This window comes from Mesorhizobium sp. WSM4813 (assembly GCF_055811555.1).
On the sequence record NZ_JBVVQU010000021.1, the window covers coordinates 34,906 to 50,255 of the forward strand.

The 15,350-nt window shown below is 59.4% G+C and carries 18 protein-coding genes, 1 tRNA gene and 2 pseudogenes; 14 read left to right on the forward strand and 7 right to left on the reverse strand.

Annotation, left to right across the window (positions count from 1 at the left end):
* Window positions 1-19: 19 nt before the first annotated feature.
* From AC0L25_RS14345 to AC0L25_RS14355, 3 genes are all read right to left on the reverse strand, one after another.
* On the reverse strand, window positions 20-1,009 hold the full coding sequence (locus AC0L25_RS14345; protein WP_473596096.1) for a BMP family lipoprotein: 990 nt from the start codon (window positions 1,007-1,009) through the stop codon (window positions 20-22).
* Between the two features lie 208 nt (window positions 1,010-1,217).
* Entirely contained in the window at window positions 1,218-1,880 is a 663-nt protein-coding gene (gene msrA / locus AC0L25_RS14350; protein ID WP_473596097.1) for a peptide-methionine (S)-S-oxide reductase MsrA, read from the reverse strand.
* Between the two features lie 80 nt (window positions 1,881-1,960).
* The gene (locus AC0L25_RS14355; RefSeq protein ID WP_473596098.1) at window positions 1,961-2,278 is read right to left on the reverse strand and encodes a hypothetical protein; all 318 of its coding nucleotides are present in this window, start codon (window positions 2,276-2,278) and stop codon (window positions 1,961-1,963) included.
* A gap of 411 nt (window positions 2,279-2,689) precedes the next feature.
* On the opposite strand from AC0L25_RS14355, the gene AC0L25_RS14360 reads away from it, so the two are divergent.
* The 3 genes from AC0L25_RS14360 (at window position 2,690) to AC0L25_RS14370 (ending at window position 4,723) form a co-directional block, all read left to right on the forward strand.
* Window positions 2,690-2,779, forward strand: a tRNA-Ser gene (locus AC0L25_RS14360).
* 137 nt (window positions 2,780-2,916) lie between these two features.
* Entirely contained in the window at window positions 2,917-3,582 is a 666-nt protein-coding gene (locus AC0L25_RS14365) for a hypothetical protein (protein WP_473596099.1), read from the forward strand.
* Between the two features lie 313 nt (window positions 3,583-3,895).
* Entirely contained in the window at window positions 3,896-4,723 is an 828-nt protein-coding gene (locus tag AC0L25_RS14370; RefSeq protein ID WP_473596100.1) for a methyltransferase domain-containing protein, read from the forward strand.
* Between the two features lie 253 nt (window positions 4,724-4,976).
* On the opposite strand, the gene AC0L25_RS14375 is transcribed toward AC0L25_RS14370, so the two are convergent.
* A complete protein-coding gene (locus AC0L25_RS14375; protein ID WP_473596101.1) occupies window positions 4,977-5,351 on the reverse strand; it encodes a VanZ family protein in 375 nt (124 codons plus the stop codon).
* Between the two features lie 183 nt (window positions 5,352-5,534).
* Complete coding sequence (locus AC0L25_RS14380; RefSeq protein ID WP_473596102.1) at window positions 5,535-6,431, reverse strand: ATP-dependent DNA ligase; 897 nt, start codon at window positions 6,429-6,431, stop codon at window positions 5,535-5,537.
* A 169-nt stretch (window positions 6,432-6,600) separates the two neighbouring features.
* On the opposite strand from AC0L25_RS14380, the gene AC0L25_RS14385 reads away from it, so the two are divergent.
* Window positions 6,601-6,732 (forward strand): hypothetical protein, encoded by a 132-nt coding sequence (locus AC0L25_RS14385; protein ID WP_473596103.1) that lies wholly within the window; start codon window positions 6,601-6,603, stop codon window positions 6,730-6,732.
* Here the strand turns inward: AC0L25_RS14385 and AC0L25_RS14390 are convergent.
* Both AC0L25_RS14390 and AC0L25_RS14395 read right to left on the reverse strand, forming a co-directional pair.
* Complete coding sequence (locus AC0L25_RS14390; RefSeq protein WP_473596104.1) at window positions 6,716-7,123, reverse strand: hypothetical protein; 408 nt, start codon at window positions 7,121-7,123, stop codon at window positions 6,716-6,718. The two genes, AC0L25_RS14385 and AC0L25_RS14390, sit on opposite strands and share 17 nt — an antisense overlap.
* 165 nt (window positions 7,124-7,288) lie before the next feature.
* Window positions 7,289-7,410 (reverse strand): annotated as a pseudogene (locus tag AC0L25_RS14395) (LysR family transcriptional regulator); the annotation flags it as partial.
* A gap of 1 nt (window position 7,411) precedes the next feature.
* On the opposite strand from AC0L25_RS14395, the pseudogene AC0L25_RS14400 reads away from it, so the two are divergent.
* From AC0L25_RS14400 to kdpA, 10 genes and pseudogenes are all read left to right on the forward strand, one after another.
* Window positions 7,412-7,516, forward strand: a pseudogene (locus tag AC0L25_RS14400) (Atu4866 domain-containing protein); the annotation flags it as partial.
* Window positions 7,517-7,605: 89 nt separating this feature from the next.
* On the forward strand, window positions 7,606-8,367 hold the full coding sequence (locus AC0L25_RS14405; RefSeq protein WP_473596105.1) for an NYN domain-containing protein: 762 nt from the start codon (window positions 7,606-7,608) through the stop codon (window positions 8,365-8,367).
* 623 nt (window positions 8,368-8,990) lie between these two features.
* A complete protein-coding gene (locus AC0L25_RS14410) occupies window positions 8,991-9,251 on the forward strand; it encodes a DUF982 domain-containing protein (RefSeq protein ID WP_473596106.1) in 261 nt (86 codons plus the stop codon).
* A 55-nt stretch (window positions 9,252-9,306) separates the two neighbouring features.
* Window positions 9,307-9,495 carry a DUF3606 domain-containing protein gene (locus tag AC0L25_RS14415; protein WP_473596107.1) on the forward strand — a complete coding sequence of 63 codons (189 nt, stop codon included), beginning with the start codon at window positions 9,307-9,309 and terminating at the stop codon, window positions 9,493-9,495.
* Window positions 9,495-9,677: a hypothetical protein gene (locus tag AC0L25_RS14420; RefSeq protein ID WP_473596108.1), complete on the forward strand. Its 183-nt coding sequence runs from the start codon at window positions 9,495-9,497 to the stop codon at window positions 9,675-9,677. The genes AC0L25_RS14415 and AC0L25_RS14420 overlap by 1 nt, the downstream gene beginning before the upstream one ends.
* A gap of 161 nt (window positions 9,678-9,838) precedes the next feature.
* Complete coding sequence (locus tag AC0L25_RS14425; protein ID WP_473596109.1) at window positions 9,839-10,888, forward strand: glycosyltransferase family 2 protein; 1,050 nt, start codon at window positions 9,839-9,841, stop codon at window positions 10,886-10,888.
* A complete protein-coding gene (locus tag AC0L25_RS14430; protein ID WP_473596110.1) occupies window positions 10,845-11,570 on the forward strand; it encodes a class I SAM-dependent methyltransferase in 726 nt (241 codons plus the stop codon). Before AC0L25_RS14425 ends, AC0L25_RS14430 begins: the two co-directional genes overlap by 44 nt.
* Window positions 11,571-11,962: 392 nt before the next feature.
* Window positions 11,963-13,147, forward strand: coding sequence for a hypothetical protein (locus tag AC0L25_RS14435; protein WP_473596111.1), 1,185 nt, complete (start codon window positions 11,963-11,965; stop codon window positions 13,145-13,147).
* 357 nt (window positions 13,148-13,504) lie between these two features.
* Window positions 13,505-13,594, forward strand: a complete 90-nt coding sequence (locus AC0L25_RS14440) for a K(+)-transporting ATPase subunit F (protein ID WP_192356230.1) — start codon at window positions 13,505-13,507, stop codon at window positions 13,592-13,594.
* 33 nt (window positions 13,595-13,627) lie between these two features.
* Window positions 13,628-15,331, forward strand: a complete 1,704-nt coding sequence (kdpA, locus tag AC0L25_RS14445) for a potassium-transporting ATPase subunit KdpA (protein WP_473596112.1) — start codon at window positions 13,628-13,630, stop codon at window positions 15,329-15,331.
* Window positions 15,332-15,350 lie beyond the last annotated feature (19 nt).

Genomic DNA, 15,350 nt, shown 5'->3' on the forward strand with positions numbered 1-15,350 from the left:
CAGATCGGCAATCTCGCGATCAATATGGGCAGGAATTGTCCGACATATAATCATGCACCTTGATGGTACCGGCGATGATGTCGGCCTTGGCCTTTTCGACCGCCGCCTTCATCGCGTCATCGACAAGCGCCTTGTTGTTGTCGTCCATGGCGTAGTCGACACCGCCTTCCCTAAGGCCGAGATCGTTGATGCCGCCGGTGAACTTGTCGTTCTTGGCGTCCATGAAGGTGTTGTAGACGGCAACGTCGACGCGCTTGACCATCGAGGTCAGCACCTTGCCGGGCTGCAGGCCGTTCTGGTTGGAATCGACGCCGATGCCGAGCTTGCCGGCGTCGGCCGCTGCCTGCAGCACGCCGACACCGGTGCCGCCTGCCGCTGCGTAGATCACGTCGGCGCCCTGGTCGATCTGCGTCTTGGCGATCTCGCCGCCTTTGGCCGGATCGTTCCAGGCTGCCGGCGTGTCGCCGGTCATGTTCTGGATGACATCGGTCGCGCCGGCCGCCTTGGCGCCGCCGACATAACCGCAGCCGAATCGGCGAATCAGCGGAATGTCCATGCCGCCGATGAAGCCGACCTTTTTGGTCTTTGAGGCCATCGCCGCCATCACGCCGACGAGGTAGGAGCCTTCCTGCTCCTTGTAGACGACAGAGCGGACATTGGGCTTGTCGACGACCATGTCGATGATGGCGAATTTAGTCTCTGGAAACTCGACGGCGATCTTCTCCAGCGCATCTGCCCAGGAGAAGCCCGCCATGGCGATCGGATTGCGGCCGTCCTCGGCAAAACGGCGCAGCGCCTGCTCGCGCTGGGTCGCGTTTGAGACCTCGAATTCCACATAGGCGATGCCGGTTTCGGCCTTGAACTTTTCGGCGCCGTTGTAGGACGCTTCGTTGAACGACTTGTCGAACTTGCCGCCGAGATCATAGAGAAGTGCTGGCTGAATGTCCGCGGCGAAGGCCGGAAGAACCATCGCAGTTGCGGCCAGGAGGCCGAGAACGATACGTTTCATGTGATCCACACCCTGTCGGTTATTTTTCCGTTATGCACCGCCTGCCTGCCCGGTTCTCCGGCAGGCACGCGACATCAGACAGGAGTGTCTTCCTCCCGCTTCGGGCCAATCTGGCACGGCCCGAAACAAAATTCACGCGGAATTTTGACCCTTTGGAAAAGCGTGGCGCCGCATCCCGGCGCCACCGATCATCCTCTCGCCAAATGCCTCAAGCGGAGACGGCAGCCGGGATGGCGCAGGCGACGCCGGTGCCCTGCAGATTGCAATAGCCGTAGGGATTCTTCGCCAGATATTGCTGGTGGTCTTCCTCGGCGAAGTAGAATTCCGGCGCCGGCGCGATCTCGGTGGTGATCTTGCCGCGGCCGGCGCCGCGCAACGAGGCCTCATAGGCGTCGCGCGAGGCGATCGCCGCCTGGTATTGCGCATCTCCGAACGTGTAGATCGCCGAGCGGTAGGTGGTGCCGACATCGTTGCCCTGGCGCATGCCCTGCGTCGGGTCGTGGCTTTCCCAGAACAGCTTCAGAAGCTGTGCATAGGAGACGATCTTCGGGTCGAAGACGACGAGCACGACCTCGGCATGGCCGGTAAGGCCGGTGCAGGTTTCCTGGTAGGTCGGGTTGGGGGTGACGCCGCCGGCATAGCCGACGGCCGTGACCCAGACACCTTCAAGCTGCCAGAACAGGCGCTCGGCGCCCCAGAAGCAGCCCAGCCCGAACATCGCCGTCTCCAGCCCCTCGGGATAGGGCCCCTTGAGCGGCCGCTTCGAGACGAAGTGCTTGGATGCCGTCGGGATAGGCTTGGCGCGGCCCGGCAGCGCCTCGGCAGGCTTCGGCAGATTGAGCTTCTTGTTCAGCATGTCGCTGAGAAACATGTGCGGTCTCCCTTTCTCTTGTTTGGGGCTTTCTCTTTGTTTGGGGACGCCAGAAGGTCATCAACAACAAATCATCAAGTCTAGGCGAACCGCCCGGTCGGCCGCTCCCGCCTGTAGCCGATCAAGTAGAGAATGAAGGCAACCACCGCAAACACGGCGAAACCGGGCCGGCTGAGCACCCAGGCGATGGCGCCGTCCCACAGCAGCGGACCAAGCTCGTCGCGGACGAAGCTTTCGATGGCGCTTCGCGTATCCGGCGAGACGGCGAGCCAGCTCGTGTTGAGCGGGGTCATAACCAGCGCGGAGGCCGCCACCGAGCGCGTCGCGTCGATCACCGCCATGATGACGGAAACCGAAAGCGCAACCAGTGCCGCGAGACGGAAGACGAAGCGGAACATCCAGACCTTACCTCCCCGGAAGCTTATCAGATGTCTGTATCGGCCTGACAGATAGGATCTGCGCGCTTTATCCGCAATCGCGACACGCGAAGTTGAACCCACGCCGCCGGTTTGCGCTGCTGAGGCGCCAGTCGGCTAAGACGCCGCCGATCGCGGCGATCGGCTACCAAGGCAGCGCTGATGGCATAGCCAGAGCATCGCTATCCGACAAAGCGAATAGAGCGTCTTGGCATTCGGCACCGGATCGACTAGATGAGCCCCGCGCCTGTTGCTTTGACGGCTCAGGTGCGGGGAAAGGGTGTCCGCTGGTTGACGGCACCTACGGTGCGGAGTTCCGGACCGGAATCCCCCAAGGGAGACGCATCTCCCCAACCCGCGCGGTGAAACCGGCCGCGGCGAAAATGCTAAGACGGAGAGGTGGCCGAGTGGTTGAAGGCGCACGCCTGGAAAGTGTGTTTACGGGAAACCGTAACGCGGGTTCGAATCCCGCTCTCTCCGCCATAAAATTTCACAGTGGGGTTACCCGAATGCCGTCTCGCCAGTTTTGAAACAGAACGTCTGGCAGCAGCAAATCTTCCGGCTACTTGACTGCCTCTCAGGAGGAGCGCGCTTAATAGCGGAATGCTGGGGGATTTCTCATGTCAAGGAAGTTGCCTATCAGTGACGCAACTTGGAAACAGCTTACTGAATGCAACCGTGTGGCCGTTAAGCAAGGCTGGGCATTGCCCGGAGTGTTTGCGACCGGCGTCGGCCCTGAATATGATCCGACAAGCAATTTGGCATTGCTTTACGTCGGAAAGAGCGCGGGACCACTAGGCACGCTCGTAGGGTCAAACACCAACCAGACTACGAGCGGGGCCGCATCTACCAAGTGGATGGTTGAAAAGAGAAATAAGTCAGCCTTCTGGCAAATGGTCGATCTCATCGATCCGTCTCGCCGTCGTATCGCTTGGACGAACATTTGCAAGATGGACGAAGTCGGCGGTTCAAGGCCGCCGCCCGCGAATCGATGGCCAGCTATTGCAGAGCCTCACTTACAGGCATTGAAAGAGGAGATTGCATCTCTCGCCCCCCGCGTCATCCTCTTCGCAACTTCCGGGTATTGCGGTGCAACGATTGCTTTATTGCTGGAAGACCTTGGCTACAAAAGTCGGGCGCTTGGATTTCGCGACGGCCACACCAGGCTAACTGCCACGTCCGACGGAGCGCTCGCCATTGAGACGCGTCATCCTCAAGGCTGGACCACGTCCGAGCGGAACCGCGTGGTCCATTTGGCAAGAGAACTCCTCCTTAGACCAGTTTGAGCAAGCGATGATGATCCATATTGGACCGGGATGCGTCGCCAAGGAATTGCGGTGACAGTGCACTTTTCTCCATTTTTTCTCGGCTGTCGCTGTGTGTAGATTGGCCGCATGGCTCAACTTGCCTTGCCGCGCCGCCGATGTCGGCATCTGCGCGGCCGATGGGCAGCGAAGCACTTCTGGACCGGATTGCCGAGCAAACCGCGCCCTTCATTGCCAGCGACCCATCGCGAGCACTTGCTGCTCGGCTGACTCGACATCATATCATCTGGCGCTAAATTAGCCCTCCTTAGGTGAAAAAACCTTAAAGGGCGACATGCTGAAACCATCATGGAACGATGTTCGAGAAAGCCGACTGGTATCTCTTTTTCGCAGCTACGGTGATCGCATCACAGCGCGGCGGGTCACACGCAAACTTGACTCATACGGAGATTGGCTGAGAGCCCTTACCCTGACTCTCCTTCCGACAAAGAAGGCTCATCACTGCAATGCCTGCGATCGCGATCTAGCGGCTTTTTACCGTTTCGGGCGGTACACGCTTATTTGCCCGCTTTGTCATGCGGTGGATCGTGAGCGGTTTTTGATTCACGCTCTAGACCGCAAGCTAATCAAGCTGCCGGCGGGACAGCTTAGAATTCTCCAGATTGCGCCGAGCGAGAAGGGGCTTTCAAGGAGACTCTCTCAAGCGGGCAACCTAATCAAAGGCGATGTCGAGCCAGGACGGTACGGGCCAGATACCGTGAAGATTGACCTGATGGACATGAGTCGCACCGGCGATCTCGATATCGTCGTCTTGTGTCACGTCATGGAACACGTACCCGATGATCGGCATGTATTTCGGGAAATTTGGTCATCTCTTAAGCCCCGAGGACAGGTCTGGATCCAGGTGCCGCTTATCTATCGTCAAACCATCGAAGCGACGCCATCCATGTCACTGAGCGAGCGCGACGAGCGCTTCGGCGGATCAGATCACGTGCGAGCCTACGGACCCGATATCAAGGAGCGTATCGAGTATGCTGGTTTTACCGTCATCCAAATAAATTCAGATCGTATACCCTCCGCGGATCGCGAGCGGCTTGGGCTTCTCTCCGATACTCTCTTTGTCGCAGAACGGCCCGAGCAGCCCAATTTGGAATTACGGTGACAGTGCACTTTTCTCCATGTTTTCTCGGCTGTCGCTGTGTGTAAATTGAACGTATGGCTCGACTTGCCTTGCCGCGCCGCGATGTCGGCATCTGTGCTGCCGATGGGCAGCGAAGCACTTCTGGACCGGATTGCCACGCAAACCGGAAAAGCCGTGAAATCGGGAAACCGCGGCAGGCGGGGAAAAGAAAATGGTGCACTGTCACCGTAATTTCATTCATGAATCAAGTCACACGTAATTCGCAGACCAGCGCCTATGGCAGCCCTCCAGCCAGCCACTTTGTCCAGCTTGCGATCGTGATCCCGCAGGCCATGCCGGCACAGTCGGCAATCCAGTCGAATACATCCGGACCGCGCCCTATCAGTTGCGCGCCCTGAACAACTTCAATCGCCAGGCCCGAAAATGCGAGGAGAACAATCAGCTTTGCCTTGTGTCCCGTCCAGCCAAGACTTCCCAAGGCCGCCAAAACAGCGAATGCGGCAGCGTGGATGAGCTTGCCATGATGCGTGAAGGTCACGCCCAAATTCTGCAGGAGCCACTCCGGAAAAACGGCGAGCAGGAGAACGCCGGCCAACGCGACAAGGAAAGCGACCCTTGCCGCGATCGGATATGAACCTGCGCGCAACAATATAGGTCAGCCCCTTCATCCGAAGTCTGCAGAGGTCACGGCCAGCACGAGGTGGTCCAGAGCTAAGGCAGATTCTCAATCTCTACCCTCCAACGGACCGGCGCATCGGCCGAACAGATGAAAGACGCGCGCCAAAAAGAGAACGCCAAACTCGCGGTCGAACTTGCGCGCCGGCCGGCCTTTCTAGTCGTCGTCTCCGAAACCCAGCAGCGAGGCCTGGCGGATGTGGCTGTGGTCGCCGCGAAGATGCTTGATGCGCAGCTTCACCCCGGGCCTGACCCATTGCGTCCCCGGCCGTTTCTTCATGGCCGCTGGCGGCGGCCCGGCGTGCTCCCGAACCCGCTTCAACAGCCGCTCCTTCATGTCGCGGCCCAGGCTGATGAAGGCGGAACCGACATATTTCCCGGTGCCGGGCTGTGCCAAAAGGGCGAAGGCTGCCTTGCCGGGCTCGCGTTCGACGCCCAGCAGTTCGAATTCATCGACCGTGAAGCTCTTGGTCTTCAGCCAGTTCGAGGTCGGGCCGCTGCGATATTTGCTGTCGGCGCGCTTCGAGACAATTCCCTCAAGCTCGGCCTGCTCGACGAGATAGAAGATCGACTTGGCGTCACCAGGCATGGCCTCGCTGAACTGGATCCGGCTGTGCGGCCTGATGATACCGCAGAGAATTTCGCGGCGCGCCTTGCAGCCGATGTCGCGCAGATCATGGCCGTTCAGGTGCAGAATGTCGAATGCGCAGAGATACATGCCATAGGGACTGTTGTGGACGGCGTTCTGGAGCGCGTTGAAGTCGGGCATACCGGCCTTGTCGGTGACGACCGCCTCGCCGTCGATGATGGCGTTCTTGATCTCAAGCTCCGTCGCGGCTTCCACGATGCCCAGATATTTACGCGTCCAGTCCTTACCGGTTTCGGTATAGACGCGGATATCCTCGGGACCGTTGATGATGATCTGGGCGCGATAGCCGTCGAGCTTGATCTCATGAATCCAGTTGTCACCCTCGGGCGGCTTGGCCACCAGCTTGGGCTCCATCGGGGGGATGAACTCTAGCCGGTCGGTGCCGGCCCCTGCCCGCCTACGCATGGAACCTAGTCTAGGTCACCGGCATATATTAGCCATAGTGAATATGACAAAATTCTGAAAGGCGGACGACAAAAGCAAACGCGACTTTCGCGACCGCAACAAGATATGCGGCGGACGACGATTATGAGGTGACTTTTTCGCTCTGCAGAACAACGTCACGCCGGAGCTGGTGCGCGAGCTGATCCGCAAGCACGGCAACGATCGGGCAACCCTGACCGACGCCGCGAAGGCATTGCCCGGCACAATGATGACCAAACTCTCGGAGCCGCGAGCCTTTTGGTGGCTCAGCGACGCCGTTTAGCGTGGAACCGCAGGTATTCCCGAGACTGAGCGCGCCGTTCGGCGGAGAAAACCACGAAGGCAAAGATGAGCACGCTGTTAGCGACGATCATGGAGCCGGTGGCGACGATCGGCTCAAGGGCCGGATTTCCATGCAGCATCACGTAGAGAGCCGGCAACATCACGACCAGGCCAAAATTGTAGACGCCATAATGGACCATTGCGATCCTGCGGGCGGCTTTTGCCGGGTTCCAGGGCGTAGTACCCACCGAATATTGCACTTGTGACCCATCCCAGGAGATTGATGTGTGCGTGAGCCGGGTAAGCACCGTGATTGCCTGAAATTGCCATCTGCAGGCTGGCTGCGATTCCCAAGATAAAAAAACGGTCGCTGTCTTGAAAAACAGTTCCAAGATTTTCGGATGGCATGCCCTCCCAAGCCGTTGCTGGCGGCCCGGCAGCCTATGGGGGTGACCGGCCAGCCACCGGGCCTAACCGGCTTGCGCCGGCTGATGAAAACATGCGCTCACGCTAATGTAATTGCAACATCGACATGGTCGCCGTACTGGCGAAAGAGGCTAGTCATGACGCCGTAGGTGATCGACAAGGGCGCGCAGCTTCGGCGCGACGTTGCGACGGCTCGGTAGAAGCCGGCGAAGCGCGGGCAATAGTCCTCGAGAGCTGGCACCACTTCGCCCCGAGGAAACCACATCGACTACTGGGACGACACCGGCTTTACCGCCGACGGAACGTTCATTGACGGCGTGCTGCACCCCGCCGGTATGATCTTGTATCGGGAGAAGTAGATGACATCAGTCGAATCTCGATAAAACGGTTACCGCTGCACCATATGTCACTATGTCATCTGGTGCGAAGCTAAAAACAGGGGCTCACCTTGCCAACCGAACCACGCTCTCCACGGCTTGCAGTCCTGATCGACGCAGACAATGCCTCGGCCAAGATTGCCGACGGGTTGTTCGAAGAAATCGCCAAGATCGGCGAGGCAAGCGTTCGTCGCATCTACGGCGACTTCTCCAGCACCCGTTCGAAGGCGTGGGCCGATGTGCTGTCGAAGCATGCGATTATCCCGCAGCAGCAATTCGCCCACACCACCGGCAAGAACGCATCCGATATCACGCTCGTCATCGACGCGATGGACCTTCTCCACAGCGGGCGGTTCGAAGGCTTCTGCCTGGTGTCGTCCGACAGCGATTTCACCCGTCTTGCCGCTCGCATCAGGGAACATGGGATCGACGTTTACGGGTTTGGCGAGCAGAAGACGCCGGAGAGTTTCCGGCAGGCATGCCGCCGGTTCGTATACACCGAGAACCTGCTTGCGACCGCACCAGCCAACGCTCACGATGCGGCGCCGACGAAGTCTTTGCAGCCGCCCAGCGCCGCGACGCCGATCATCACCAAGGTCATTTCACAGATGGGAACCGAGGACGGCTGGGTGCCGCTCGGCATCGTAGGCAATCAGCTCGCCAATCTGGCATCGGACTTCGATCCCAGAACCTTCGGCTTTCGCAAGCTGAGCGATCTCGTGCGGAAGACCAATGCCTTTGAGATCGATCATCCCGAGGGCGGAGCGATGCGTATCAGGGTCAAGCCAGCTGCAAGGAGCCGAGAGAAATCGAAGTCGGCAGCGTCGCGCTGAGCCCCGCAAAAAGGCAACTGTCCCCGGTCCGATTGGCCTCTGGTCGGACCACTATTTCGCTGGCGGAAACTGCTATTCGGCGTATCATTCTCGCGGGGCAGGGTTCATGGCGGAGGAGGCCAATGAACATCGTTTCGAGAGTGCCTGTCGTTGACTTGACGGCCCAAGGACTTGTTTCATCTGCGCTTTCAAAATTCCGCGCCGGCGACACCATATCGACCAGAGCCGCAATAGATGCCATCCGCCGGGCAGCCCCGGCGTGTGAGGACAGCGACGACCATCTGGTCGAGCTTGTCGTGATGACCGCAATTGGTAGGACCATGGGGGTCGTGTTCGACCATCGGTCCCGCTAATGCATGGCGCCCTGCGCCCAATCAGCCTGCGCACTGTCGGAACTAAATGCATGTCGCGCAAAAGTGTGCAGCGGTTTTGCGATAACGACATGCATAAAACAACAACCTAAAGCGCGTCGCATGAGGCCGGTCAAACGCGACGCGCTTTAGACCGGTGGCGTAAGCCACTCAGTAACCATGAATTGTGATCGGGATGGATCACGCCGTTCCTCATCGGAACGAATAGTCCCGCTGTGCCGTTCCTGTCCTTGGAGTCAAGGAGTGGCGGTAATGCGTGATGAACAATTCGATGTTCCGGTGACGATCGAGAGCGAACGGATCGGCCGCCCCCTCTCGGTGACGAGGACGGTCCAGGCGGCCTCGCTTCTGGTCGACAAATGGCCAGACGAAAAGCGCGGACCGAAATATCGCGCGGCCTTGAGAGCCATGATGGACGCGATGGAGCAGCGGCGGGCGGTTGGCAGTGCGCGGCGGGCATTCACGGCCGCCGCCAAGGAAGCCCATGTGTTTGTTCGCGAAGGCCGGCACTAAGGAACTTCACGAAATCTCCGTCGTTATGCTCTAGGCCGAAACGAGGAGAACTGCCATGCCCGACGACAAGACCAAGACCGACAACCGCGATCGCTCACAAGTTGCCGGCGACGAAGACTATGAGGTGAGGCATCTCGCCGAGGAAGCCGGCATTACTCCCGAACAGGCACGCACCTTGATCAAGCGCCACGGGACCGATCGCAAGGTGCTGCACGAAATCGCCGAGAGCATAAGGGCGTCGTGATGTCTGACAAGCGGACCACAATGGCGGATCGGAAGAAACGCGAACCGGACGACAAGGAGGCCCTGCGCCTAGCCGAGACCACGGACATTTCGCCCAACCAGGCGAAGGATCTGATGCGCAAGCACGGCAAGGACCGCGCCAGGGTCGAGAAGGAAGCGAAGAACTTCAAAGCCGAAGGCTGAGCCGCCGATTTGGCGGAGCCTCGCCATGCCCCCGCACCGTCGCACGCGCCTGGCCATCCGCACGCTTCGCGCGTCTGGCGTCACGGGTCGGCAATCCTGAGTGGCTTATCAATTTTCTAACAAATTCGGCCTATTCCCGTTCTAACCATGGGAGCTGGCTTTTGGCGCAAACAGAGAAAATCGCTGCGCGACGCGCCGTCGCGCTGTCGGTTGTGGTGCCGTGCTACAATGAAATCGGTGGGGTCGCCGAACTTTACCGGCGCGTCACAGCCGTTTGCCGTGAACAAGCGGGGCATTCCTACGAGATCGTGCTGGTCATCGACGGAGCCACCGACGGCACCCGCGAGGCCATTTTCGAACTCGCCAAACAGGACAGCCACGTCGTCGGCATAGACCTCGCCCGAAATTACGGCCACCAGATTGCGCTCAGCGCCGGCCTGGAGTTTTGCCGCGGCCAGCGCATTCTCATTCTCGATGCCGACCTCCAGGACCCGCCGGAATTGCTCAAAGCCATGATGGCAAAGATGGATGAGGGGTTCGACGTCGTCTATGGCCAGCGGCTGAAGCGCCAGGGCGAAGGCTGGTTCAAGCGCGCAACCGCCGCATTGTTCTACCGTCTGCTGCACAAGATGGTCGACGTCGACATGGCGCTCGATTCCGGGGATTTTCGCCTGATGAGCCGCCGCGCGCTTGATCATCTCAATGCGATGCCCGAGCGTTACCGCTTCATTCGCGGCATGGTGAGCTGGATCGGCCTGAAGCAGGTGGCTTTTGCCTATGAGCGGCACCAGCGCTTCGCAGGCACCACGCATTATCCGTTGAAGAAGATGGTGCTTCTGGCAATGGATGCGATGACGAGCTTCTCCATCGTGCCGCTGCGTTTCGCCTCGCATCTCGGCATGATCTTCGGCTTTCTCGGTCTTGCTGCGCTGGGCTATACGCTCTTCTCATGGATTGCCGGCAGCGTGTTGCCCGGCTGGACCAGCCTGGCCGCAATCGTCCTGATCCTCGGCAGCGTCCAGCTTCTGGTCCTTGGAATTTTTGGGGAATATCTCGGGCGCATGTATATGGAGACCAAGCGGCGGCCACTCTACCTCATAAACGAGATCGCTGCCCACGATCCTGCCGCCGGGAAACTGCCCGTCCATCGCCTTCAGGAAATGGCCGATGAACTGGCGAAGGGAGCCGCGCGTGCTTCAGGCCGAGTTTGACCAGTTCGCGCTGGAGTATCAGCAGCAGCATGCCGCCAGTATCCGGCTGAGCGGCGAAACCCCGGATTTCTTCGCCCAGTACAAGATCGACGATGTCGCGGCAAGGCTGGCCCGCTCAGGCGTGAAGCCGCGGCGGATACTCGACTTCGGCGCGGGCGTCGGCAATTCGCTGGGGCCTATGCGCGCCGCATTTCCCGACAGCGAAATCACCTTGCTCGACCCCTCCTTGCAGTCGCTCGACATCGCCCGCAAGCGCTTTCCCGACCAGGCCGATTTCAGGCACTTCGACGGCAAAACGATCCCTTACGACGACGCAAGTTTCGACCTCGCCTTCGCCGCCTGCGTGTTCCATCACATCCCTGAAGACCTCCATGTCGGCCTGATCAAGGAGATCGAGAGAGTGCTGACCGGTGGTGGCAGCTTCTTTTTGTTCGAGCATAATCCCTGGAATCCGCTGACGACGCACGCGGTACGAAACTGTGCTTTCGACGAGAACGCAATTCTGATCAACAGCCGCGATGTGCGCAAGCGAATGGCTGCGGCCGGCTTCCCCAAATCCGAGGTTGTCTACCGGATCTTTTTCCCACGCGTGCTCGCAAGATTGCGACCCTTGGAGCGCTTCCTGACCAGGATGCCTATGGGAGCCCAATATTTCGTGCATGCGGTCAAGCCTGCCGTTTGAGCGGACGCCCTGCCCTCGGATGAGCGACAAGCTGAAACCGCCAATCGATCTGCCGCAGAGCGGCTTGGAGATATGATATGAACGGGATTCAGGCGACCGTAGCGACCGTTGCGACCGCGTCGTCGGTCAACGACGCGCAGCGGGCCAGGGTGATGTTCTGCCTGCTCGTCGCGCCTCTCGTGGCATTCGCGCTTTCCGCCCACGCCCAAGCCATCCTGCAGGACCCCGACTGTTGGTGGCAGGTCAAGGTGGGGCTCGATCTTTTGGCAAATCGTACGTTCCCGGTTGTCGACAGCTATTCTCATACTTTCGCCGGCCAGCCGTGGATTGCCAAGGAATGGCTTGGACAGGTTCTCCTTGCGCTCGCCTACACGACAGGCGGCTGGAACGGCGTGGCGGTGCTGATCATCTCAACCATCGCCCTGACGGGCGCGCTGCTGTCATGGTATCTCAGCACCTGGTTGAGGCCGACGGCGGCAGTGGGACTGGCCTTGTTCGCGGCGGCCTTGATCTCCCCGATCTACACAGCGCGTCCGCACATCTTCACCTTGCCCATCATCGTGATCTGGACCGCAGCGCTTTTCCGCGCAGCGCGCAATGAGCAGGGGCCGCCTCTGTGGCTGCTTGCCCTGCTTGTCTTGTGGGCCAATCTCCACGCGACCTTTACCATCGGCTTCGTTATCGCGGCTTTCGCCGGCCTCGATGTTCTTGTGCGAACCCGCTTGTCCAACCCGGTACTCCTAGGCAAATGGGTTGCCTTCGGACTGCTTTGCCCGGTGGTCAGCTTGATCAATCCCTATGGCATCAAAGCCATCCTTGCCACTTTCACGGTAGCCTATGGCAATGAAGCGGTTCCCTTGATTATCGAGTGGAAACCGTTCGACGCCTCGGATCAGCCGTTCCAGGAAGTGGGTATCCTACTGTTCTTTTTCGCGCTGCTTGTGTCGAAACTCCGCGTCGGCTGGGCGAAGGCGCTTTTCATCGTCTTTGCCTTGCATATCTACCTCACTCATCTGCGCTTCATGTACCTGTTCTTTCTGCTGGTTCCGATCGTGGTTGCGGCCGAGATTGCGGAGCAATATCCAGCACTTTCCCTGGCGAAATGGGTGTCCGACAGGCGCGACGGGCTGGAACGGTTTTTGGCACAGCGATTTTACCAGATCTGCGGCGTGGCAGGCGTTTTGCTGGTGGTTACAACCGCAGTGCTCACGAGCGCCTATCCGGTCGCGCCGAGCCAGAAGACTTCGGCCAATGATGCGCTCGCATTCGTCGACAGCCATCATCTGTCAGGCAATGTCCTGAATTCCTACAACTTCGGCGGCAGCTTGATTTTCCATGGAATCAAGACATTCATCGACGGCCGGACAGATCAGCTCTTTCTCAACGGCTTTATGAAGACAGATGCCGAGACAGGGCGCAGCGGCGGAAAGCCTGTCCTCGTAGCCCAGCTCGAGAAGCATGCGATAGACTGGGCCTTGCTGACGCCGGACGACAGCCGCATTCCATTCTTCGATGAATTGGGCTGGAAGCGGGCGTATGCGGACGACTACGCCGTGATCTATACGCGCAATCGTTGATTTTCGGCAGCTTCGCGCCGGCGCGCGACTTGTCTTTAAACGCCGTGCGCTGAGATCGTGACGGCAAAATCCCCTATAGGATTTTTATTTCTTTCCTCTTTGCCCCGGCTCGAACCTTTATGGGGTTTTGATCCATATTCCGTCGGGAAGGACACGTCTCGGTCGCCATTACCATCGCGACCGACTGTTTTCACATGACTTCAACCCTGCCGGCTGCAGGCAAGGCAATGCAATGCAAAATGAAAATAAGGAGCAAGTCCGATGGACATCATCGTTCTCGGAATAGGGTTTTTATTTTTCGCCCTGTTCTTCGCCTTCATCAAAGCCTGCGACAGTGTTTAGCTGAAGGATCACAACATGTTTGTCGATTACATCCTTGGTGGCGCTGTGACCTTGTTCCTTCTCGCCTACCTGACATACGCCCTCGTTCGCCCAGAACGTTTCTAACGGCAACTGGCGAAGGCACGGAAAGCTATTTCAATGACTTTCAACGGATGGATACAGATCCTCGTCTATTACGGGATCGTTGTTTTGCTGGTGAAGCCGCTCGGCGGCTACATGTATCGCGTTTTCAGCGGCGACCGCACAGTCCTCTCGCCTATTTTGGGTCCTGTCGAGCGGCGCCTTTATCGCATCTCGGGAACCAGCGAGCGTGAGGAGCAGCACTGGACCACCTATGCGGCGGCCCTGCTGTTCTTCAACCTGGCCGGTTTCCTGGTGCTTTACTTCCTGCAGCGGCTGCAAGGCAGCCTGCCTTACAATCCAGCCGGTATGAGCGCCGTCGAACCCGGTCTCGCCTTCAACACCGCCGCCAGCTTCATGACCAACACCAATTGGCAGAACTACGGCGGCGAAAGCACGATGTCCTACCTCGTGCAGATGGCCGGCTTTACCGTGCAAAACTTCCTGTCCGCGGCGACCGGCATCGCCATCGCAATCGCGCTGATCCGCGGCTTCACCAAGGCCTCGGGCAAATCGATAGGCAATTTCTGGGTCGATATGACCCGGTGCACCCTTTACCTGCTGTTGCCGCTCTGCATCGTGCTGACGCTGGTCTTTGTCTATCTCGGCATACCGCAGACGCTCAGCGCCTATCTCGACGCCACAACATTGGAGGGCGCGCGGCAGACGATCGCGGTCGGGCCAGCAGCCTCGCAGATCGCCATCAAGATGCTCGGCACCAATGGCGGCGGCTTCTTCAACGCCAATGCCGCGCATCCTTTCGAAAATCCCGATGCGATCTCGAACCTGATCCAGATGGTTTCGATCTTCGCCATCGGTGCGGCGCTGACCAACGTCTTCGGCCGCATGAACGGCAACCAGCGCCAGGGTTGGGCGATCTTGACTGCGATGGGCGCCCTGTTCGTCGCTGGCGTCGCCGTCTGCTACTGGGCGGAAGCATCAGGCAATCCGCTGGTTCATGCGCTGGGCATCGACGGCGGCAACATGGAAGGCAAGGAAACGCGCTTCGGCATCGCTTTGTCGGCGCTGTTTGCGGTCATCACCACGGCCGCGTCCTGCGGCGCCGTCAACGCCATGCATGACAGCTTCACCGCGCTTGGCGGCATGATCCCGATCATCAACATGCAGCTCGGCGAGGTCATTGTCGGCGGAGTCGGCGCCGGTCTCTACGGCATCCTGATGTACATCGTGATCGCCGTCTTCGTCGCCGGACTGATGGTCGGACGCACGCCCGAATATCTCGGCAAGAAGATCGAGGCCAAGGAGATCAAGATGGCAATGCTCGCCATTCTCTGCCTGCCGCTGGCGATGCTGATCTTCACCGCCATCGCGGTGGTGCTGCCGACAGGCGTCGCTTCGATGGCCAATGCCGGCCCGCATGGCTTCTCCGAGGTTCTCTATGCCTACACCTCGGCCGCCGCCAACAACGGCTCGGCCTTTGGCGGCCTGACCGGCAACACGCCCTGGTACAACATCACGCTCGGCATCGGCATGTTGATGGGCCGCTTCCTGGTCATCATCCCGGCTCTGGCGATCGCCGGTTCGCTGGTCGCCAAGAAGACGGTGCCCGCCTCCGCCGGCACCTTCCCGACCGACGGGCCGTTGTTCGTTGGGCTGCTGGTCGGCGTCATTCTGATCGTTGGCGGCCTCACCTTCTTCCCGGCGCTGGCGGTCGGACCGATCGTCGAGCACCTGGCTGGCATCCGCGGGCAGACATTCTGAAACCGCCCCACCTTGGATC

Bases quoted from the DNA above. Each gene is read 5' to 3' on its own strand.
- AC0L25_RS14345 (WP_473596096.1), bottom strand. From the start codon at position 1,009: ATGAAACGTATCGTTCTCGGCCTCCTGGCCGCAACTGCGATGGTTCTT.
- AC0L25_RS14370 (WP_473596100.1), top strand. From the start codon at position 3,896: ATGCTGAAACCATCATGGAACGATGTTCGAGAAAGCCGACTGGTATCT.
- AC0L25_RS14355 (WP_473596098.1), bottom strand. From the start codon at position 2,278: ATGTTCCGCTTCGTCTTCCGTCTCGCGGCACTGGTTGCGCTTTCGGTT.
- AC0L25_RS14380 (WP_473596102.1), bottom strand. From the start codon at position 6,431: ATGCGTAGGCGGGCAGGGGCCGGCACCGACCGGCTAGAGTTCATCCCC.
- msrA (WP_473596097.1), bottom strand. From the start codon at position 1,880: ATGTTTCTCAGCGACATGCTGAACAAGAAGCTCAATCTGCCGAAGCCT.
- AC0L25_RS14365 (WP_473596099.1), top strand. From the start codon at position 2,917: ATGTCAAGGAAGTTGCCTATCAGTGACGCAACTTGGAAACAGCTTACT.
- AC0L25_RS14415 (WP_473596107.1), top strand. From the start codon at position 9,307: ATGCCCGACGACAAGACCAAGACCGACAACCGCGATCGCTCACAAGTT.
- AC0L25_RS14430 (WP_473596110.1), top strand. From the start codon at position 10,845: ATGAACTGGCGAAGGGAGCCGCGCGTGCTTCAGGCCGAGTTTGACCAG.
- AC0L25_RS14410 (WP_473596106.1), top strand. From the start codon at position 8,991: ATGCGTGATGAACAATTCGATGTTCCGGTGACGATCGAGAGCGAACGG.
- AC0L25_RS14440 (WP_192356230.1), top strand. From the start codon at position 13,505: ATGTTTGTCGATTACATCCTTGGTGGCGCTGTGACCTTGTTCCTTCTC.
- AC0L25_RS14420 (WP_473596108.1), top strand. From the start codon at position 9,495: ATGTCTGACAAGCGGACCACAATGGCGGATCGGAAGAAACGCGAACCG.
- kdpA (WP_473596112.1), top strand. From the start codon at position 13,628: ATGACTTTCAACGGATGGATACAGATCCTCGTCTATTACGGGATCGTT.